Source organism: Cupriavidus sp. 01T418 (assembly GCF_056398885.1).
Genome location: NZ_JBFTQG010000010.1, coordinates 60,652 through 80,136, shown reverse-complemented (window position 1 = coordinate 80,136; position 19,485 = coordinate 60,652). Strand labels below are relative to the sequence as shown.

Annotated in this window: 16 protein-coding genes; 13 read left to right on the top strand and 3 right to left on the bottom strand. The window is 65.7% G+C overall.

All coding sequences use genetic code 11. From position 1 onward, the window contains the following. The first annotated feature begins 2 nt into the window (after positions 1-2). The 4 genes from AC1DQ3_RS13450 (at position 3) to AC1DQ3_RS13435 (ending at position 4,801) form a co-directional block, all read left to right on the top strand. Positions 3-1,028: a branched-chain amino acid ABC transporter permease gene (locus AC1DQ3_RS13450; RefSeq protein ID WP_477120683.1), complete on the top strand. Its 1,026-nt coding sequence runs from the start codon at positions 3-5 to the stop codon at positions 1,026-1,028. Next, on the top strand, positions 1,025-1,855 hold the full coding sequence (locus AC1DQ3_RS13445; RefSeq protein ID WP_477120682.1) for an ABC transporter ATP-binding protein: 831 nt from the start codon (positions 1,025-1,027) through the stop codon (positions 1,853-1,855). Before AC1DQ3_RS13450 ends, AC1DQ3_RS13445 begins: the two co-directional genes overlap by 4 nt. After that, positions 1,852-2,571 carry an ABC transporter ATP-binding protein gene (locus AC1DQ3_RS13440; RefSeq protein ID WP_477120681.1) on the top strand — a complete coding sequence of 240 codons (720 nt, stop codon included), beginning with the start codon at positions 1,852-1,854 and terminating at the stop codon, positions 2,569-2,571. Before AC1DQ3_RS13445 ends, AC1DQ3_RS13440 begins: the two co-directional genes overlap by 4 nt. A gap of 331 nt (positions 2,572-2,902) precedes the next feature. Beyond that, complete coding sequence (locus AC1DQ3_RS13435) at positions 2,903-4,801, top strand: potassium transporter Kup (RefSeq protein ID WP_477120680.1); 1,899 nt, start codon at positions 2,903-2,905, stop codon at positions 4,799-4,801. A gap of 118 nt (positions 4,802-4,919) precedes the next feature. On the opposite strand, the gene AC1DQ3_RS13430 is transcribed toward AC1DQ3_RS13435, so the two are convergent. Then, a complete protein-coding gene (locus AC1DQ3_RS13430; protein WP_477120679.1) occupies positions 4,920-7,286 on the bottom strand; it encodes a Tex family protein in 2,367 nt (788 codons plus the stop codon). A 165-nt stretch (positions 7,287-7,451) separates the two neighbouring features. Between AC1DQ3_RS13430 and AC1DQ3_RS13425 the strand changes: the two genes are divergently transcribed. The 3 genes from AC1DQ3_RS13425 to AC1DQ3_RS13415 all read left to right on the top strand — a co-directional run bounded on the left by AC1DQ3_RS13425 (position 7,452) and on the right by AC1DQ3_RS13415 (position 10,859). Beyond that, a complete protein-coding gene (locus AC1DQ3_RS13425) occupies positions 7,452-8,270 on the top strand; it encodes a hypothetical protein (RefSeq protein WP_477120678.1) in 819 nt (272 codons plus the stop codon). 142 nt (positions 8,271-8,412) lie between these two features. After that, positions 8,413-8,616: a DUF465 domain-containing protein gene (locus AC1DQ3_RS13420; RefSeq protein WP_477120742.1), complete on the top strand. Its 204-nt coding sequence runs from the start codon at positions 8,413-8,415 to the stop codon at positions 8,614-8,616. 50 nt (positions 8,617-8,666) lie between these two features. Next, positions 8,667-10,859, top strand: coding sequence for an ATP-dependent DNA helicase (locus AC1DQ3_RS13415; protein WP_477120677.1), 2,193 nt, complete (start codon positions 8,667-8,669; stop codon positions 10,857-10,859). A gap of 111 nt (positions 10,860-10,970) precedes the next feature. Here AC1DQ3_RS13415 and AC1DQ3_RS13410 read toward each other — a convergent pair whose 3' ends face one another. Continuing rightward, on the bottom strand, positions 10,971-11,804 hold the full coding sequence (locus AC1DQ3_RS13410; protein WP_477120676.1) for an outer membrane protein assembly factor BamD: 834 nt from the start codon (positions 11,802-11,804) through the stop codon (positions 10,971-10,973). A 16-nt stretch (positions 11,805-11,820) separates the two neighbouring features. Between AC1DQ3_RS13410 and AC1DQ3_RS13405 the strand changes: the two genes are divergently transcribed. Both AC1DQ3_RS13405 and pgeF read left to right on the top strand, forming a co-directional pair. Continuing rightward, complete coding sequence (locus tag AC1DQ3_RS13405) at positions 11,821-13,038, top strand: RluA family pseudouridine synthase (RefSeq protein ID WP_477120675.1); 1,218 nt, start codon at positions 11,821-11,823, stop codon at positions 13,036-13,038. Continuing rightward, positions 13,028-13,819, top strand: a complete 792-nt coding sequence (gene pgeF / locus AC1DQ3_RS13400) for a peptidoglycan editing factor PgeF (RefSeq protein ID WP_477120674.1) — start codon at positions 13,028-13,030, stop codon at positions 13,817-13,819. Before AC1DQ3_RS13405 ends, pgeF begins: the two co-directional genes overlap by 11 nt. Positions 13,820-13,832: 13 nt before the next feature. Here the strand turns inward: pgeF and AC1DQ3_RS13395 are convergent, their stop codons facing one another. Then, positions 13,833-14,114 (bottom strand): hypothetical protein, encoded by a 282-nt coding sequence (locus AC1DQ3_RS13395; RefSeq protein ID WP_477120673.1) that lies wholly within the window; start codon positions 14,112-14,114, stop codon positions 13,833-13,835. A gap of 370 nt (positions 14,115-14,484) precedes the next feature. Between AC1DQ3_RS13395 and phaC the strand changes: the two genes are divergently transcribed. The 4 genes from phaC (at position 14,485) to phaR (ending at position 19,359) form a co-directional block, all read left to right on the top strand. Then, positions 14,485-16,269 carry a class I poly(R)-hydroxyalkanoic acid synthase gene (gene phaC / locus AC1DQ3_RS13390; protein WP_477120672.1) on the top strand — a complete coding sequence of 595 codons (1,785 nt, stop codon included), beginning with the start codon at positions 14,485-14,487 and terminating at the stop codon, positions 16,267-16,269. A 96-nt stretch (positions 16,270-16,365) separates the two neighbouring features. Beyond that, positions 16,366-17,547 carry an acetyl-CoA C-acetyltransferase gene (locus AC1DQ3_RS13385; RefSeq protein ID WP_477120671.1) on the top strand — a complete coding sequence of 394 codons (1,182 nt, stop codon included), beginning with the start codon at positions 16,366-16,368 and terminating at the stop codon, positions 17,545-17,547. A 100-nt stretch (positions 17,548-17,647) separates the two neighbouring features. Further along, a complete protein-coding gene (locus AC1DQ3_RS13380; protein ID WP_477120670.1) occupies positions 17,648-18,388 on the top strand; it encodes a 3-ketoacyl-ACP reductase in 741 nt (246 codons plus the stop codon). A gap of 419 nt (positions 18,389-18,807) precedes the next feature. Continuing rightward, a complete protein-coding gene (gene phaR, locus AC1DQ3_RS13375) occupies positions 18,808-19,359 on the top strand; it encodes a polyhydroxyalkanoate synthesis repressor PhaR (protein ID WP_035860143.1) in 552 nt (183 codons plus the stop codon). Positions 19,360-19,485: the final 126 nt, after the last annotated feature.

The window sequence follows — 19,485 nt, the reverse complement described above, 5'->3', positions numbered from 1 at the left end:
ATATGCCAAGCGATACCTATGTGCCGGACCGTCCGCTGCGCGCGCGCGGTGCCTCCACGCAATGGCTGGGCGGGCTGGCATGGCTGCTGGCCTTCGCCGTGCTGGCGGTGCTGCCGCTGCTGCTGAACGCGGACGGGCACCGTTTCTATATCGAGCTGCTCAGCAAGGTCATGATCATGGCCATCTTCGCGCTGTCGCTGCAATTGCTGATCGGCTACAGCGGGCTGGTCAGCCTGGGCCACGCCGCTTATTTCGCCATGGCCGCCTATGCCACCGCGATGATGGCGCCGCAGGCCGGGCCGGGCAACGGCTGGCTCCTGCTGCTGGGGGCGCTTGGCGCGGCGGCGCTGCTGGCGCTGGTGGTGGGCGCGCTGGTGCTGCGCACGCGCGGCATCTATTTCATCATGGTCACGCTCGCCTTCGCCCAGATGGTCTACTTCGTGTTCCACGACACCAAGATCGCGGGCGGCAGCGACGGTACCTATATCTATTTCCGGCCGGAGTTCGGCCTGCTGGGGGCGCGGCCCTTCGATGTCAACGACGTCGCGCATTTCTACTGGCTGGTGCTTGGCGCGCTGGTGCTGACGGTGGCCGGTCTGGCGGTGGTGCTGCGCTCGCGCTTCGGCCATGCACTGGTGGGCATCAAGCATAACGAGCAGCGCATGCGCGCAGCCGGTTATGCCACCTATCGCTACCAGCTTGGCGCCTTCGGCGTGGCTGGCACGTTTGCCGGCCTGGCGGGCTACCTGTATGCCATCCAGTATGGCTTCGTCAATCCGGAGATCGCGTCCTGGCACCAGTCCGGCAACGCCATGCTGATGGTGATCCTGGGCGGCGCCGGCAGCTTGGCCGGGGCGGTGCTGGGTGCCTTTTCCTTCGTGTTGCTGGCGGAATGGTTCAGTTCGCTGACCAAGCACTGGCAGCTGCTGATGGGCGGCTTCGTCATCGTGGCGGTGGCCTTGCTGCCGCATGGACTGGTCAGCCTGGCGCGCGGGGTTGCGCGCCGGCGCCAAGGGGGATCCCGATGAATGCACCTGTCTTGTCGGCCCGCAAGCTGACCCGCCGCTTCGGCGGCCTCACCGCGGTGGGCAACGTGGATATCGACCTGGCCTTGCACGAGATCCACGCGGTGATCGGCACCAATGGCGCCGGCAAGTCCACGCTGATCAATATGCTGTCGGGCGAGTTGCCGCCGTCGGCGGGCAAGCTGCAACTGCAGGGGCGCGACGTGACAGGCTGGTCGCAGCCGCGCCTGGCGCGCGAAGGCGTTGGCCGCAGCTACCAGCGCAACAATATCTTCCTGCCGCTGACGGTGCGCGAGAACTGCCGGCTGGCGGCCCAGTCGCGCGCGCAGCGGGCCTGGCGGCTGTGGGAAGGCGCGCAGCGCTGCCGCACCAGCCGCGCGCTGGGTGACGAGGCGCTGGAATGCGCCGGCCTGGCGGGCTGTGCCGACACCGTCGCCACGGCCTTGTCGCATGGCCAGAAGCGCCAGCTCGAGGTGGCCATGTGCCTGGCCACCCAGCCCACCGTGCTGCTGCTGGATGAGCCGCTGGCGGGCATGGGAGCGGAGGAGTCGGCCCGCATGCTCGCGCTGTTGCGCTCGCTGCGGGACGGCCATGCGGTATTGCTGGTCGAGCACGACATGGAGGCGGTCTTCTCGGTCGCCGACCGCATCACGGTGATGGTCAACGGCACCGTGATTGCTTCGGGCGATCCCGACGCGATCCGCGGCAATCGCGAAGTCCAGCAGGCTTACCTGGGCGAAGAGGGAGAGCAAGGTGAAGAGGGCAAGGCGAGCGGGGCGGGTGCAGTCTCCGGTCATCAGCCAACCCCTCACAGGGAGCAAGCCGCATGAGCGCGCAGAGCGAAATGATTGCCGCCCGTGGCGTGCACGCGTGGTATGGCAGCAGCCATGTCCTGCGCGGGGTCGATTTCAGCGTCGGCGCGGGCGAGACCGTGGGCTTGCTGGGCCGCAACGGCATGGGCAAGAGCACGTTGCTGCGCACCTTGCTCGGGCATGTACGGCAGCGCGAGGGCACCATCCTCGCTGGCGGTCGCGACGTCTCGCGCGCGCAKCCCTACGAAGTGGCGCGCCTGGGCGTAGCCTACGTGCCCGAAGGGCGCGGGATTTTCCCCAATCTCTCGGTACGCGAGAACCTGGTGATGGCGGCGCGCAAAGGGCCGTCCGGGCGGCTGGACTGGGACGAGGCAAGGGTGCTGGATATCTTCCCGCGCCTCAAGGAGCGCCTTGGCCATGGTGGGCAGCAGCTTTCCGGCGGCGAGCAGCAGATGCTGTCGATCGGCCGCGCCCTGATGACGAATCCCGACTGCCTGATCCTGGACGAGGCGACCGAAGGCCTGGCGCCGCGCATCGTCGCCGAGATCTGGCATGTCATTGCCACTGTGCGGGCCACCGGGATTGCTTCGGTGGTGGTGGATCGCAATTACCGCACGGTACTGGCCAATGCCGACCGGGTGGTGGTGCTGGAGAAGGGCATGGTCGTCATGAACGGGCCCGCCGCGGAACTGGCGGTGCAACCGGGCCTGCTGGATCGCTTTCTAGGTGTCTAGACAGGCGTCTAGACAGGTGTCTGGATGCACCTGATTGGATACAACTTGTGGCGACATAGCAACGGAACCGGACGCGCCCGGCTGCGCGGGGTCTGTGGTCCGGGGCGCGCAAAGCGCTTGACCGACCGGGACTTCCCTCGCATGCTTGATGCGCCATCGGCATATGGCAGGTTTCCAGGCAGGATGCTCCCCAGTGGTCGTCACCCGGCACTTCAACTAGAATGGCGCGCGTTTGTGCAATGCAATAGCAGCGCAGTGCCGTCGTGCCGTCCCTGGCGCGCAATCCGCGTGCCGAAGGCGTTGCGCGAGCCCTTCAACCAGATCTTTATCCATGACCCAGCCCGCAACCAGTCATTATTTTGTCGAAAGTCCCAGCAAGCGTGCACTGGTGATCGGGGCAATCGGTGTCGTCTTCGGCGATATCGGTACCAGCCCGTTGTATGCGCTCAAGGAGTGCTTCAGTAGCGAACATGGCATCACGTTCAGCGACGCTGCCGTGATGGGCATCATTTCCATGCTGTTCTGGGCGATGATCATCGTGGTGTCGCTCAAGTACGTGATGTTCGTCATGCGGGCCGACAATGAGGGCGAGGGCGGCATCCTGGCCCTGATGGCGCTGGCGCTGCGTACCGCCGCCCCGCGCTCGCGCATGGCGAAACTGCTGATGATGTTCGGCATCTTCGGCGCCTGCATGTTCTACGGCGATGCGGTGATCACGCCGGCGATCTCCGTGCTGTCCGCCGTCGAGGGGCTGGAAATCGCCACGCCCGGGCTTTCCCACTTCGTCATACCGATCACGCTGGTGATCCTGGTGGTCCTTTTCATGATCCAGCGCAGCGGCACGGCCGTGGTGGGCAAGCTGTTCGGGCCGATCATGATGGTGTGGTTCCTGACGCTCGGCGCACTGGGCGTGTTCCATCTGCTGCATGCGCCCGGGATCCTGATGGCGGTCAACCCCTACTACGCAGTCACGTTCCTGATGACGCATTCGCTCCAGGCCTTCGTGGTGCTGGGTTCCGTGTTCCTTGTGCTGACCGGCGCGGAAGCGCTCTACGCCGACATGGGCCACTTTGGCATGCGTCCGATCCGCATGGGCTGGTTCGCGGTGGTGATGCCGTGCCTGATGCTCAACTACTTCGGCCAGGGCGCGATGCTGCTGCAGAACCCCGAAGCCATCGGCAATCCGTTCTACCTGATGGTGCCGCAGCCTTTGCTGATCCCCATGGTGCTGCTGGCCACCTGCGCGACGGTGATTGCCTCGCAGGCCGTTATCTCGGGTGCCTTCTCGCTGACCAGCCAGGCCATCCAGCTCGGCTTCGTGCCGCGCATGCGCATTCGCTACACCTCGGCCGCGGAAATCGGCCAGATCTACCTGCCCGTCATCAACTGGATCCTGCTGGTGCTGGTGGTGATCGTGGTGGTGGCCTTCAAGAAGTCCGATAACCTGGCGGCTGCGTACGGCATCGCGGTGACCACCACCATGGTGATCACCACCTTCCTGGCCGCCGTGGTCATGCGCAACGTGTGGAAATGGAACCCGGTGCTGGTGACGCTGATCGGCCTGACGTTCCTGCTGGTCGACATGGCCTTCTTCGCCGCCAACCTGCTCAAGATCGCCGAAGGCGGCTGGTTCCCGCTGCTGATGGGCGGCACGGCCTTCTTCCTGCTGATGACCTGGCACAGCGGCCGCAAGCTGCTGCGCGCGCGCAGCCTGGAAGATGGCATTCCGCTTGAGCCCTTCATCGGCGGCCTGCTGGCGCATCCGCCGCACCGCGTCGAAGGCACGGCCGTGTTCCTGACCGGCAATACCGAGTCGGTCCCGGTCTCGCTGCTGCACAACCTCAAGCACAACCGCGTCCTGCATGAGCGCGTGGTGTTCCTGAGCTTTGTCACCCGCGACGTGCCTTATGTCGACGACGATCATCGCCTGATCTGCAAGGACCTTGGCGGTGGCGTGTTTATCCTCAAGTCGGAATACGGCTTCAAGGAAACGCCGGATGTGCAGCGGGTGCTGGACCTGGCCCAGCGCAAGCTGAATATGGAGTTCGAGCTGATGGAGACCTCGTTCTTTATCGCCCGCGAGTCGGTGATTCCTTCGAAGCTGCCGGGTATGTCGATGTGGCGTGAAAGCCTCTTCGCGTGGATGCATCAGAACGGCGCCAAGCCTTCCGATTTCTTCCAGATCCCGGCCAATCGGGTCGTGGAGCTTGGGACCAAGGTGGAGATCTGACAGCAGGTTTCAGGGCGCGCAAGGACCGGGCCAGGCGAGCTGCCGAAGGGTCACGCTGAACAAAAAAAGCCCCTGTGGCACGCGCCACAGGGGCTTTTTCTCGATGCGGGCCTGACGCTCAGCGCTTGAGCTTGGCGAACGCCGCGGCCATCGCGCCGGACGGCTCCGCCTCGCGGCGCTGGCCGCCGCCAAAGCCCTTGCCCTGGCCGGGGCGCTGGCCCTGGCGCGGTGCGTTGCCGCGATCCGCCTGGCCCGCGCGTGCCGGGCCCTGGCCAGGCTCGTCGTCCAGGCGCATGGTCAGGCCGATGCGGTTGCGCTTGACGTCCACCTCCATCACCTTGACCTTGACGATCTGGCCGGCCTTGACCGCCTCGTGCGCGTCCTTGATGAACTTGGTGGACAGGGCCGAGATGTGGACCAGGCCATCCTGGTGCACGCCGATATCGACGAACGCGCCAAAGGCGGCGACGTTGGTGACCACGCCTTCGAGCACCATGCCGGGTTGCAGGTCCTTGATGCCCTCCACGCCGTCCTGGAACGTCGCGGTCTTGAACTCGGGACGCGGGTCGCGGCCGGGCTTCTCCAGTTCGGAGAGGATGTCGCGCACCGTCGGCAGGCCGAAGGTCTCATCGGTGAAGGTGGTAGGCGACAGGCCGCGCAGGGCGTCGCGGTTGCCCATCACCTCGGGCAGGCCCTTCTTGATATGGTCGAGGATACGCTTGACCACCGGGTAGGCTTCCGGGTGCACCGACGAGCGATCCAGCGGATTGTCGCCATCGTTGACGCGCAGGAAGCCGGCGGCTTGTTCGAAGGTCTTGTCGCCAAGGCGCGGCACCTTCTTCAGCGCGTCGCGGTTGGGGAAAGCGCCGTTGGCATCGCGGTATTCGACGATATTGCGCGCCAGCACGGTATTCAGGCCCGACACGCGCGCCAGCAGCGGGGCCGAGGCGGTATTCACGTCCACGCCCACGGCGTTCACGCAATCCTCCACCACCGCATCCAGCGCGCGCGCCAGTTCGCGCTGGTTGACGTCATGCTGGTACTGGCCAACGCCGATCGACTTGGGATCGATCTTAACCAGTTCGGCCAGCGGATCCTGGAGGCGGCGGGCGATCGAGACCGCGCCGCGGATCGACACATCCAGGTCCGGGAATTCCTTTGCGGCCAGTTCCGATGCGGAGTAGACCGAGGCGCCGGCTTCGCTGACCACGATCTTGGTCAGCTTGGCTTCGGGCAGCGCTTTCATCAGGTCCTGCACCAGCTTGTCGGTCTCGCGGCTGGCGGTACCGTTGCCGATCGAAACCAGCATCACGTTGTGCTGCCTGGCCATGCGCGCCAGCGTGGCGAGCGAGCCATTCCAGTCGCGGCGCGGCTCGTGCGGGTAGATGGTGGCGGTATCGAGCAGCTTGCCGGTGGTATCGACCACGGCCACCTTGCAGCCGGTGCGGATGCCCGGGTCGATGCCCATCACCGACTTCGGGCCCGCCGGCGCGGCCAGCAGCAGTTCGTGCAGGTTGCGGCCGAACACCTTGATGGCTTCGCTTTCGGCGGTTTCGCGCAGTTGCGTCAGCAACTCGGTCTCGAGGTGCGGCTGCACCTTGACGCGCCAGCACCAGCGGCACACATCGGCCAGCCACTTGTCGGCGGGACGGTTCAGGTTCTGGATGCCGACGTGGCGAGCAATCATGCCTTCGCACGGGTGCGGCACCATCGCGTCCTGTTCCTCGCCCAGGCCCAGCTTGACCATCAGCACGCCCGCGTTGCGCCCGCGGAACAGCGCCAGCGCGCGGTGCGACGGAATGGTGCGGATGGTCTCGCTGTATTCGTAGTAGTCGCGGAATTTCTCTTCTTCCGCGCCTTCCTTGCCCTCCATCACCGAGGAGCTCACCAGGCCGTTGCTCCACAGGTGCTCGCGCACCTTGCCCAGCAGTTCGGCGGTTTCGCCAAATTGCTCCGACAGGATGTCGCGCGCGCCGTCCAGCGCGGCCTTGACGTCGGGCACGCCGCCCTCGGCGGTGGGGTTGCCGTTGACGTACCTGGCGGCTTCGGCCTGCGGGTCCAGCGAGGGATCGGCAAGCAGCGCCAGGGCCAGCGGCTCGAGCCCGCATTCGCGCGCGATCTGGGCGCGGGTGCGGCGCTTGGGCTTGTAGGGCAGGTAGAGATCTTCCAGGGTCTGCTTGGTCTCGGCGCCTTCGATGGCCGCGCGCAATTCGGGCGTCAGCTTGCCTTGCTCGTCGATGGAGGCGAGGATGGTGGCACGGCGCTCTTCCATTTCGCGCAGGTAGAGCAGGCGCTCTTCCAGGTTACGCAGATGCGTATCGTCCAGGTTGCCAGTGACCTCCTTGCGGTAGCGCGCAATGAAGGGCACGGTCGCGCCTTCGTCGAGCAGTTCCACGGCCGCGGCCACCTGGCGGGGTTGGACGGAGAGTTCGGCCGCGATGAGCGACACGATCTTTTGCATGACGGAAGCTGGCAGATTGGACATCAGGAAAACAGTCGGTCGAAAGCGGGGCATTTTGCCACAAGGTTGCCGCTGCGCGGCGCGGTGTGCGGCGCAGGGGGCAGCCGGCATCCCGTCGGCGACTGGCCGGGGCATCAATTAGCCGGCTTGCCCCGCGGCAAGACGCGGGGCGGATGTTAGAATCGAGGCATGATTGTCACGCCACATCCGGCCCCGCTCGCGGCCGCGTTATCCGACTGCTTCGCCACCCAGGCCAAGGCCCGCCCCCTGTCAGTGCCGGTGCGGCTTGCCCTGCTGTGTGCCGGCGTGGCGGTGTTGCTCATGCCGATGCACGGCCACGCGCAGGGGGCCCCTGCCGCAGCCCAGGCTCCGGCCCGGGCGCCCGTGGCGCAGGCGCAGCAAGCGCCGCAGCCGTCGCGGGACTTCGCCGCGGAGCGCAAGGCCATCAGCGATTCGCGTGCCTGGACCAATTACCGCTACGGCACGGCGGAGCACGATTGCTACAACAAGTTTTTTGTCACGCACTGCATCGACAAGGCCAAGGACGCGCAGCGCCAGGAACTGCAGGTGCTGCGCAAGCGGGAACTGGAAGTGGGTGACGCCGAGCGCGCCTTCAAGGCGGTCGAGCGTGACCAGGCACAAGCCGTCAAGCGTGCCGAGTACGAAGCCGGCCAGCCGGGCCGCGAAGCCAACGAGCGCGCCAGCCGCGAGAGCTTCGAGCGCAAGCAGCAGGATCAGCAACTGCGCGATGCGCAGCATCAGGCCGATGCGCCGCAGCGCGCCGCCAACGCCGCGGCCTACGACAAGAAGCAGGCCGACTTCGATGCGCGCGTCAAGGCGGCGCAGGAGCAGGGCGCGCAGCAGGCGCTGCAGCGGCAGGAAAACGTGAAGGCGTTCGAGGCCAAGCAACGCGATGCCGAGCAGCGCCAGAAGGACGTCGACGAGCGCCGGGCCAAGGCCAAGGAGCAGCAGGGACAGGCCTCGGCGCCGCGTCCCTTCGGTTTCTGAGCGGTGCGAGCCGCGCCCACAGTCCGGGGGCAATACCGGCGACAATAGCCGGTGCAAGACGATGCGGCGCGCCACCCGGCGCCAGCGTCCGAAGCCGCACCGGCCCGCCGGCGCCAGCGCCGGCATTGAGTTGGGGGAGCCCATGGACTGCAACCTGAACACCTTATCGCGGCAGATCATGGAGTTGCAGATCGAGCACCGCGATCTCGATTACCTGATCGACCGCATGGCGGCGGATGYCACGCACGACGAACTGCAGTTGCGCCGCCTGAAAAAGCGCCGCCTCAAGCTCAAGGATGCGATTACCCTGCTCCAGCTTCAGCTCGAGCCGGACATGCCCGCCTGATTCTCCTGTCCCCGGGCCGCTGCTGAAGCGGCCCGCCATAAAGCCTCGCCTTGCCTGCCTCCGAAAAAGACCTGTCCGCCACGCCTGCGGCCCCCGTAACGCCCGCTGCATCGGCAGCGGCCGATACGCCAGATACGCCCGCTGCCAGCGGTACCAGGCCGTCGGGTGCGGCGGTTTCGCATGCCGCCGAACTGGCCACCATTTTCGCCCCGACCGGCACCCTGGCGCAGGGCATCGAGGGCTACCGCCCGCGCGAGGCGCAAGAGCGCATGGCCGAAGCCGTGGCCGGGGCGATTGAGCGCGCCGACACGGTCATCGTCGAGGCCGGTACCGGTACCGGCAAGACCTTTGCCTATCTGGTCCCGGCCATGATGTGGGGCGGCAAGGTCATCCTGTCCACCGGCACCAAGAACCTGCAGGACCAGCTCTTCCTGCGCGATATCCCCACGGTGCGGCGCGCGCTCAATGTGCCGGTGTCGGTAGCGCTGCTCAAGGGACGGGCCAACTATCTCTGCCACTACCATCTGGAGCGGGCGGAAATCCAGGGCCGCCTGGCGTCGCGCCAGGATGCCGCATGGCTGCGCGAGATCGGCCGCTTTGCCAAGGTGACGTCAACGGGCGACAAGGCCGAGCTCGCCTCGGTGCCGGAAAACGCACCGGTATGGCAACTGGTCACGTCGACCCGCGACAACTGCCTCGGCACGGAGTGCCCGAGCTATAAAGAGTGCTTTGTCATGCGTGCGCGCAAGGAGGCACAGCAGGCCGACCTGGTGGTGGTCAACCACCACCTGTTCTTTGCCGACGTCGTGCTGCGCGACACCGGCATGGCCGAACTGCTGCCGGCTGCCAACACCGTGATCTTCGACGAGGCGCACCAGCTGCCCGACACGGCCACGCTGTTCTTCGGTGATAGCCTGTCGACCAGCCAGTTGCTGGAGCTTGCGCGGGATACCGTGGCCGAGGGTCTCTCGCATGCGCGGGACGCCGCCGACTGGGTGCGCATGGCGGCCCCCCTGGAGCGTGCCGCGCGGGACCTGCGCCTGGCCTTTACCAAGGACAATGCGCGCCTGGCGGTGAACCAGATCGAGGCGGATCCGCGTATCAGCCAGCCTTTCTTCGAAACGCTGGACGCGCTCGAACGTGCGCTTTCGGAATTCGTGGCGCTGCTGGAGAGCCAGGCAGAGCGCGCCGAGTCGCTGGAGCAGTGCCATCGCCGCGCGGTGGAGCTTGACCAGCGCCTGGCCGCCTGGCGCAACGAATCCGGGGCGGTGCGGCCGGCCGCGGCGAGCGATGAGGCGCAGGATGGCGCGGCATCCGCGTCACCCGCATCCGTGCAGGGACCGGACACGGTGCGCTGGGTCGAGGTGTTCTCCCACACGGTGCAGTTGCATCGCACCCCGTTGTCGATTGCGCCGATCTTCACGCGGCAGCGCGAAGGGCACCCGCGCGCCTGGATCTTCACCTCCGCCACGCTCTCGGTGAAGGGTAATTTCAGCCACTATGCGGCCCAGCTAGGCCTGGACAAGGACAGGTCGCTGACCTTGCCAAGCCCGTTCGACTATGCCGAGCAAGGCCTGCTCTATGTGCCGCGCGATTTGCCGGCGCCGCAGTCGCCCCAGTTCACCGAGGCGGTGGTGCAAACCGCGCTGCCGCTGATCGAGGCGGCCGGCGGGCGCGCCTTCCTGCTGTGCACCACGCTGCGGGCGGTGCAGCGCGCCTCCGACATGCTCTACGAGGCTTTCGCCGAACGCGGCCTGAATCTGCCCCTGCTGGTCCAGGGCCAGGCCAGCCGCACCGAGCTGCTCGACCGTTTCCGCGAGCTTGGCAATGCAGTGCTGGTCGGCAGCCAGAGCTTCTGGGAGGGCGTCGACGTGCGTGGCGAGGCGCTGTCGCTCGTGATCATCGACAAGCTGCCGTTTGCGCCGCCGGACGATCCGGTGCTGGCCGCGCGCATGGAAGTCCTGCAGAAAAAGGGCCTGAGCCCGTTCGCCGTGCACCAGTTGCCGCATGCGGTGATCACGCTCAAGCAAGGGGCGGGGCGCCTGATCCGCTCCGAGACCGATCGTGGCGTGCTGGTGATCTGCGATACCAGGCTGGTGGAGAAACCCTACGGCCGCCAGATCTGGCAGAGCCTGCCGCCCTTCAAGCGCACGCGCGAAGCCGAGACCGTGATCCGCTTCCTGGAGGCGATCCGGGATGGCAAAGGTTCGGAGGACCAGAGGGACGAAGCGCAGTCCGATTGAGCGCGAGCGCCCCAGCCAAAATAAAACCCGATCGAAATCGGGCTTTGCAATCGGTTCTCTATTGCCGGTGACGCTTGCGTCACCGGCAGGGTCAGGCGCATCGCCTGGCGTTCAGAACACTTCCCACCAGGACTTGTCCTTGCGGCGTTCCCCATACTTGATGTAATCGCTGTTGGGGAAGTTCTTTTCCATCACGCGGGCGGTATCGTCGCGCAAGTCCTTCATGCCCAGCGAATCGTAGGAGCGGATCATGATGTACAGCGCTTCCTCGTTGGCCGGCGCGCCGTCATAGTCCTTGAGCGCCTGCTGGGCACGGTTGGCGGCGGCCAGGTAGGCGCCGCGCTTGTAGTAGTAGCGTGCTGCGTGGACCTCGTGCTGGGCCAGCGAATTCACGATGTACTGCATGCGCGCGGCGGCGTCCGGCGTGTACTTGCTGTCAGGGAAGCGCGTGACGAGGGTGTTGAACGCGTCATACGCGGCGCGCGCGGCCTTGGGGTCGCGCTCGCTCAGGTCCTGCCCGGAAAAGCGGCCAAGCCAGCCCAGGTTGTCATTGAAATTGATCAGGCCCTTCAAGTAATAGGCATAATCCACGCTCGGGTGATTCGGATGCAACTGGATGAAGCGGTCAACCGAGGCCAGGGCCGCGGCGGTTTCGCCATCCTTGTAGCTCGCATAGGCGGAATCGATCTGTGCCTGCTGCGCGAATCGGCCGAAGGGATACCGTCCCTCCAGCTTGTCGTACAGCTTGACGGCACGGGTGAAGTCGCCGGAATCGAGGGCGTCCTTGGCTTCCGAATATAATTTGTTAGCCGACCAGCCGGCAGTTTCGTCTGGTTGATCCGACAGCAGGCCGCACGCCGATAGCATGACGCAGCCGCCTGCGAGCAGAATCGCTCCAATTCTTGCGCGCCAGTTGGCGCGCTTCATGCTCATCAACAATTGCATGGGCAACATATCCCGGATGAAAAATAGCGTCAAGCATTATAGCCCAAGCCCCTTGCCGGAAACCGCCGCCAAGGGCATCGCGCAGCAAGCTGCCGATTCGGCCGACACTTTGAACGAAGTGGAGGACCTGGAAGACCTGACCGACGTGGCCGCCCTGGGCGGCCTGGAGGCTGGTGCGCAGGCATCGCCCATCGAGCTGGAGATGCAGCCGGTGGAGTTCGAAGTCGATGGTGCATCACATGGTGAGCGTCTCGATAAATTGCTGGCCCGCCATCTTAGCGGCTTCTCGCGCAGCCGCCTGCAGCAATGGATCGAGAGCGGCGCGGTGCTGGTCGACGGCGAGGTGCGCCGCTCGAAGGCCTCGGTACAGATGGGCGAGCGGGTCGTGGTGCGGCCGCAGGCCCCGGCCGAATCGCGCGCCTTCGTGCCGGAGGACGTGCCCCTGGAGGTGGTGTACGAGGACGCAGCGCTGCTGGTCATCGACAAGCCCGCCGGGCTGGTGGTGCATCCCGCTGCCGGCAACTGGGGCGGCACGGTGCTCAACGGCCTGCTCAACCGCTATCCCGAGGCGGTGGGCCTGCCGCGCGCCGGCATCGTCCACCGGCTCGACAAGGAAACCTCCGGCCTGATGGTGGTGGCGCGCACGCTGACCGCCCAGACCGACCTCGTGCGCCAGCTGCAGGCGCGCACCGTCAAGCGCACCTACCTGGCGCTGGTGTGGGGCGAGACGCCGGAATCGGGCACCATCGATGCGCCGATCGGCCGCGACCCGCGCGAACGGATCCGCATGGCGATCGTACTCACCAACAGCGGCAAGCCTTCGCGCACCCATTTCCGCACGCTGGGCACCGTGCCGCTCGGACGCGGCCATGTCTCGATGGTGATGTGCCAGCTCGAGACCGGGCGCACCCACCAGATTCGCGTGCATTTCGAGTCGATCGGCCATCCCCTGGTCGGCGATCCGGTCTACCATCGCGCCGCCACCCAGCGCGGCCAGCGTCCGGCGATCAAGGCGCCGCTGCCGGTGCCGCTGCCGCGCCAGGCACTGCACGCCTTCCGGCTTGGGCTGGTGCACCCGGGCACCGGTAAATCCATGTCGTGGGAGGCGCCGYCGCCCGACGACCTGCAGGCATTGATCGAAGCGCTCGATTTCGACGGCGTCGGCGACGAGGGCGAGGATGATGGCTGGGTCGAGGGCGAGGACGGGGCATGGGAGTACGGCGATGACGACTGAGGCGCCGTGGCTGGTTCCTGACTGGCCGGCTCCGGCGCGGGTGCACGCGTTGTCCACCACCCGCCAGGGCGGCTTGAGCCAGGCCCCTTACGGCCTGGCGGACGGCAGCCCCGGGGGGCTTAACCTCGGCACCCACGTCGGCGACGATCCCTCGGCAGTTGCAGGCAACCGGGCGCGCCTGGCCGCGCGGCTGCCGGCCGTGCCAGGATGGCTGGAGCAGGTGCATGGCTGCGCGATCGCCACCGAGGACCAGTTCTCGACCGATGGCGTGGCGCCGCAGGCGGACGCAAGCATTGCCACTGCCCCGGGCCGGGTCTGCGCCGTGATGACCGCCGATTGCCTGCCGGTGCTGCTCTGCGACCGCGCCGGCACGGTGGTGGGCGCCGCGCACGCTGGCTGGCGCGGGCTGTGCGGCGGGGTAATCGAGGCCACCGTGGCACGCATGGGCGAGCGGGCGGGCGCGCAGGCCGAGTGGCTGGCCTGGCTCGGGCCGGCGATTGGCCCGCAAGCCTTCGAGGTCGGCGCCGAAGTCCGGCAGGCCTTTCTTGCCCAGGCGCTGCCTGCGGAGGTCACGGCGGTGGAGTGCGCATTCCGCGCTGGCGCGGGCGGCAAGTATTTGGCGGATATCTTCGCGCTCGCCCGCATCCGCCTGGCCCGGGCCGGCTGCACCGCGGTGTATGGCGGCGATGCCTGCACCGTCAGCGACGCGCAGCGCTTCTACTCTTACCGGCGCGATGGCGTCACGGGGCGCATGGCCAGCCTGGTCTGGCTAGCCGCCTGATCCCTTCCCTGCGTTAGTCCCCGGCGGGCGGCCGGGCTTGCCCCGCGTCCGGTGCCTGGATGGATCCGGTTGCCTCGGGCTCGCCGGCGGCCGGCGGGCCGGACTCGCCCGTGGCCTGCCTGGCTTCCTCGGCTTTGCGCCGGCGCAGGCGTCCCGGCGTGCCCATGATGTACATCAGGATTGCCACCGGAAACAGGCCATAGAAGACGAAAGTGGCCACGCCCGCGACCACGGTGTGTTCGGTAATGGCCATCATCAGGACCACGTACAGCCAACCGATTGCAACGATATACATCAGAACGTCATCCTTCTCATGCAAGCTCGCACCTGGGCCAGAGTGGCTGCAAAGGGCTGCCTGCAGGTTCGCGCCGAGCGCAATTTGCCGCCGGCGCCGGTCCACTCAATTTTCCGCATTGACAGGCATAACATTGCAAGGCAACAATGGCCTCGAATGCCTGGCGAGAGTGTGTTAGCGAGCATTCGCTGGCTCCGCCGGAACCATCCGGTCCGCGGAGTGGCGTGTCCGGCAAGCATACCGCATGACGTCACCAGCCGAGGGCGTCGGTGCGGGCCGGTTTCGAGGCTGGCAGCGGGGGATTGCCCCGCAGTGGCGGTACCCCGCCCGGTCAGCTTTCAATAAAGTGACGGCAGAGAGACAAAACATCATGGCAACCGGCAAAGGTGCGGCAGCTTCCGCCAAGGAAGACAAGTCCCAACCGTTTTCATTTGCTTCGGCGCCATTTGATCCAGCGACATGGCTGGAATGGTCCCGTCAGGCAACGACCAACGGCACGACGACCCAGCAGGGCATGCCCGGCATACCTGGTTTCGAGGCACTGACGGGGTCCGCCATGGCGGGCGTGAAGATCGCGCCCGAGCAACTGGCCGGCATCCAGCAGCGCTACACGAAGGACTTCACCGAGCTGTGGCAGAGCATGGCCGACGGCGGCGCCAATCCGACGGCGGCACTGGCCGACCGCCGCTTTGCCGGCGATGCCTGGCGCAGCAGTGCCGCTTTCCATTACGCAGCCGCTTTCTACCTGATCAACGCGCGCGCCATGAACGAGCTGGCCGACGCGGTCGAGGCGGACTCCAAGACCCGCCAGCGCATCCGTTTCGCGGTTTCGCAGTGGGTCGATGCCATGTCGCCGGCCAATTTCCTCGTCACCAATCCGGAAGCGCAGAAAAAGCTGATCGATTCGGGCGGCGAGTCGCTGCGGGTTGGCGTGCTCAACATGCTGGAGGACCTTGGTCGCGGCAAGATCTCGCAGACTGACGAATCGGCTTTCGAAGTGGGCCGCAACGTGGCCGTCACCGAGGGCGCGGTCGTCTACGAGAACGCCTGCTTCCAGCTGCTGCAATACAAGCCGACCACCGAGAAGGTGTTCACGCGCCCGCTGCTGCTGGTGCCGCCCTGCATCAACAAGTACTACATCCTCGACCTGCAGCCGCAGACCTCGCTGGTGAGCTACATGGTGGCTCAGGGGCATACGGTCTACATGGTGTCCTGGCGCAATCCGGATGCCTCGATGGCCGAGATCAGCTGGGATGACTACATCGAGCATGCAGCCATTCGCGCCATCGAAGTCACGCGCGAAATCAGCGGACAGGACCAGATCAACGTGCTGGGCTTCTGCGTGGGCGGCACGATCGTGTCCACCGCGCTGGCCGTGCTGGCCAATCGCGGCGTGCGGCCCGTGGCCAGCCTGACGCTGTTGACCACGCTGCTGGATTTCGCCGACACGGGCGTGCTTGACGTGTTTGTCGACGAAGCCCACGTCAAGCTGCGCGAAGCGACCCTGGGCGGCGCCGCGGGCGCGCCATGCGGACTGCTGCGCGGCGTGGAGCTGGCCAACACCTTCTCCTTCCTGCGTCCCAACGACCTGGTCTGGAACTATGTTGTCGACAACTACCTGAAGGGCAATACGCCGGTGCCGTTCGACCTGCTGTTCTGGAACGGCGACGCCACCAACTTGCCGGGGCCCTGGTACTGCTGGTACCTGCGCCATACCTACCTGCAGAATGAACTCAAGGAGCCGGGCAAGCTGACCGTGTGCAATGCGCCGGTGGACCTGGGCAGCATCGACGTACCGACCTATATCTACGGCTCGCGTGAAGACCACATCGTGCCCTGGGCGTCGGCCTACGCTTCCACTGCGCTGCTGCAGAACAAGCTGCGTTTCGTGCTGGGGGCGTCCGGCCATATCGCCGGCGTGATCAACCCGCCGGCAAAGAAAAAGCGCAGCCACTGGACCAACGACAAGATCGCGGCGACCGCGGAAGAATGGCTCGACGGCGCCACCGAGCATGCCGGCAGCTGGTGGCCGGACTGGGCGGACTGGCTGGCCAAGCACGCCGGTGCGCGCAAGGCGCCGCCTGCCGACTACGGCAACAAGGACTACCACGTGATCGAGCCGGCGCCGGGCCGTTACGTCAAGGCAAAGGCATAGGCATAGGATTTTTCCGGGCTGGGGCCCAGCAGGGCCGCCAGCCTCGTGCCCCCTTATGGCACCCCTTATCTCTACTCAACTCGAGAGGACCTCCCAATGACTGACATCGTCATCGTATCCGCTGCCCGTACCGCGGTGGGCAAGTTCGGCGGCTCGCTCGCCAGGATTCCCGCGCCCGAGCTCGGCGCCATCGTCATCAAGGCTGCGCTCGAGCGCGCTGGCGTAAAGCCCGAGCAGGTCAGCGAAGTGATCATGGGCCAGGTGCTGACCGCCGGTTCCGGCCAGAACCCGGCGCGCCAGGCCGCGATGAAGGCTGGCCTGCCCGCGATGGTGCCGGCCATGACCATCAACAAGGTCTGCGGATCGGGCCTGAAGGCCGTGATGCTGGCCGCCAATGCCATCGCCGCGGGCGATGCCGAGATCGTGGTGGCGGGTGGCCAGGAAAACATGAGCGCCGCGCCGCACGTGCTGCCGGGCTCGCGCGATGGCTTCCGCATGGGCGACGCCAAGCTGGTCGACAGCATGATCGTGGACGGCCTGTGGGACGTCTACAACCAGTACCACATGGGCGTCACCGCCGAGAACGTCGCCAAGGAATACGGCATCACCCGCGAAGCCCAGGACGCATTTGCGACGGCCTCGCAGAACAAGGCGGAAGCCGCCCAGAAGGCAGGCAGGTTCGACGAGGAAATCGTGCCGGTGCCGATTCCCCAGCGCAAGGGCGACCCGGTGCAGTTCGCCACCGATGAATTCGTGCGCCACGGCGTCACGCAGGATGCCCTGGCTGGCCTCAAGCCCGCCTTTGACAAGGCCGGCACGGTGACGGCCGCCAATGCCTCGGGCCTGAACGACGGTGCCGCCGCTGTGGTGGTGATGTCGGCGGCCAAGGCCAAGGAACTCGGCCTGACCCCGCTGGCCACGATCCGCGCCTACGGTACCGCCGGTGTCGATCCCAAGGTCATGGGCATGGGCCCGGTGCCTGCTTCGCAGCGCTGCCTGTCGCGCGCCGGCTGGAGCGTGGAAGAACTCGACCTGATGGAAATCAACGAAGCCTTCGCCGCGCAGGCCCTGGCCGTGCACAAGCAGATGGGCTGGGATACGTCCAAGGTCAATGTCAACGGCGGCGCCATTGCCATCGGCCATCCGATCGGCGCATCGGGCTGCCGCGTGCTGGTCACGCTGCTGCACGAGATGAAGCGCCGCGGTTCCCGCAAGGGCCTGGCCTCGCTGTGCATCGGTGGCGGCATGGGCGTGGCGCTGGCGGTTGAGCGCGAGTGATCGCAACACAAAATCGCGCAAGTTGGTGTGAAGGGTGTACTGGCGGGGAGAAGGCTTCTCCCCGCAGGTTTCCATAATAATTGGCCATCAAGGAGTAGATATGACTCAGCGCATTGCATACGTAACCGGTGGCATGGGTGGCATTGGAACGGCCATCTGCCAGCGACTGGCCAAGGACGGCTACAAGGTGGTGGCCGGTTGCGGTCCCAACTCGCCGCGCCGTGAAAGATGGCTTGAGCAGCAGAAGGCCCTCGGCTATGACTTCATCGCCTCGGAAGGCAACGTTGCCGACTGGGATTCGACCAAGGCCGCATTCGACAAGGTCAAGGCCGAAGTTGGTGAGGTCGACGTCCTGATCAACAACGCCGGCATCACGCGTGACGTCGTGTTCCGCAAGATGACGCGCGCCGACTGGGATGCCGTGATCGACACCAACCTGACCTCGCTGTTCAACGTGACCAAGCAGGTCATCGACGGCATGGCGGATCGCGGCTTTGGCCGCATCGTCAATATTTCGTCGGTCAACGGGCAGAAAGGCCAGTTCGGGCAAACCAACTACTCCACCGCCAAGGCCGGCCTGCACGGCTTCACCATGGCGCTGGCACAGGAAGTGGCAACCAAGGGCGTGACCGTGAACACGGTGTCGCCCGGGTACATTGCCACTGACATGGTCAAGTCGATCCGCCAGGATGTGCTGGACAAGATCGTTGGTACCATTCCCGTCAAGCGTCTTGGCGCGCCAGAGGAAATCGCCTCGATCTGCGCCTGGCTGGCATCCGACGAGTCGGGGTTCGCGACTGGCGCGGATTTCTCGCTGAACGGCGGCTTGCATATGGGGTGATGGTCGAGGAGCCGCCTTTGGTTGCGGGTGGCTTCTGGCCTAGGGAGGTCCTCTTCGGAGGACCTTTTTTAATTTTGGCGGGGAGGGGGCTGCCGAATTCGGCCCGTTTCCCCGCAGCAATATTGCATTGCACTCCCTGCACCGCACCAAACCGTCGGAATCGGGGGAAAAAAGCCTTGCCCGATTTCCCGCAATCCATTGTCCCGTGCGGGTTTTCCTTAACGGCCCTGGCTTTCAATAGTGCCTTGTTGGGCATAGAATCAGGGCAGCGGCCAGCCCGCACCAAAATAGATCAAGCGTTGCAGGTCAACAGGTTGTGTCCCCCCGCTGCCGGTCTCATTTTTGCGCACCGCACAGCATGCGGTGCAGCAGCATGCAGCAGGCAACATGCAACAGCGACGATAAAAGGATAGAGCACGATGGCTACCACCAAGAAAGGCGCAGAGCGACTGATCAAGAAGTATCCAAATCGCCGGCTCTACGATACGCAGACCAGCACCTACATCACGCTAGCCGACGTCAAGCAACTCGTGATGGATACCGAGGACTTCAAGGTGATCGACGCCAAGTCCGGCGACGAACTTACGCGCAGCATCCTGCTGCAGATCATCCTGGAAGAAGAAACCGGCGGCGTGCCGATGTTTTCCAGTTCCATGCTGTCGCAGATCATTCGCTACTACGGCCATGCGATGCAGGGCATGATGGGGACTTACCTGGAAAAGAACATCCAGGCTTTTATCGATATCCAGAACAAGCTGGCCGAGAATTCCAAGGGCCTGTATTCAGGCGAGCCGTTCAGCCCCGACATGTGGTCCCAGTTCATGAATATGCAGGGGCCGATGATGCAGGGCATGATGAGCAATTACATCGAGCAGAGCAAGAACCTGTTCGTGCAGATGCAGGAGCAGATGCAGAGCCAGGCCAAGAATATGTTCGGCACGTTCCCGTTCAACCAGCCGGACAAGAAGTAAGCCGGCGCGGCCCGCCCTGGCCGGTTGCCCGTTCCCGCCGCCGGGAACGCGTGCAGGCCCCGGCCGCGGCGTGCCCGACCCTCGTGCCGCCCGGCCCATGGGCTGGGCCGGCACGCGGGACAGCCG

Coding starts and splice junctions, on each gene's coding strand:
- AC1DQ3_RS13450 (WP_477120683.1), top strand. CDS start 3: ATGCCAAGCGATACCTATGTGCCGGACCGTCCGCTGCGCGCGCGCGGT.
- AC1DQ3_RS13445 (WP_477120682.1), top strand. CDS start 1,025: ATGAATGCACCTGTCTTGTCGGCCCGCAAGCTGACCCGCCGCTTCGGC.
- AC1DQ3_RS13435 (WP_477120680.1), top strand. CDS start 2,903: ATGACCCAGCCCGCAACCAGTCATTATTTTGTCGAAAGTCCCAGCAAG.
- AC1DQ3_RS13430 (WP_477120679.1), bottom strand. CDS start 7,286: ATGTCCAATCTGCCAGCTTCCGTCATGCAAAAGATCGTGTCGCTCATC.
- AC1DQ3_RS13425 (WP_477120678.1), top strand. CDS start 7,452: ATGATTGTCACGCCACATCCGGCCCCGCTCGCGGCCGCGTTATCCGAC.
- AC1DQ3_RS13410 (WP_477120676.1), bottom strand. CDS start 11,804: ATGCAATTGTTGATGAGCATGAAGCGCGCCAACTGGCGCGCAAGAATT.
- pgeF (WP_477120674.1), top strand. CDS start 13,028: ATGACGACTGAGGCGCCGTGGCTGGTTCCTGACTGGCCGGCTCCGGCG.
- AC1DQ3_RS13395 (WP_477120673.1), bottom strand. CDS start 14,114: ATGTATATCGTTGCAATCGGTTGGCTGTACGTGGTCCTGATGATGGCC.
- phaC (WP_477120672.1), top strand. CDS start 14,485: ATGGCAACCGGCAAAGGTGCGGCAGCTTCCGCCAAGGAAGACAAGTCC.
- AC1DQ3_RS13385 (WP_477120671.1), top strand. CDS start 16,366: ATGACTGACATCGTCATCGTATCCGCTGCCCGTACCGCGGTGGGCAAG.
- AC1DQ3_RS13380 (WP_477120670.1), top strand. CDS start 17,648: ATGACTCAGCGCATTGCATACGTAACCGGTGGCATGGGTGGCATTGGA.
- phaR (WP_035860143.1), top strand. CDS start 18,808: ATGGCTACCACCAAGAAAGGCGCAGAGCGACTGATCAAGAAGTATCCA.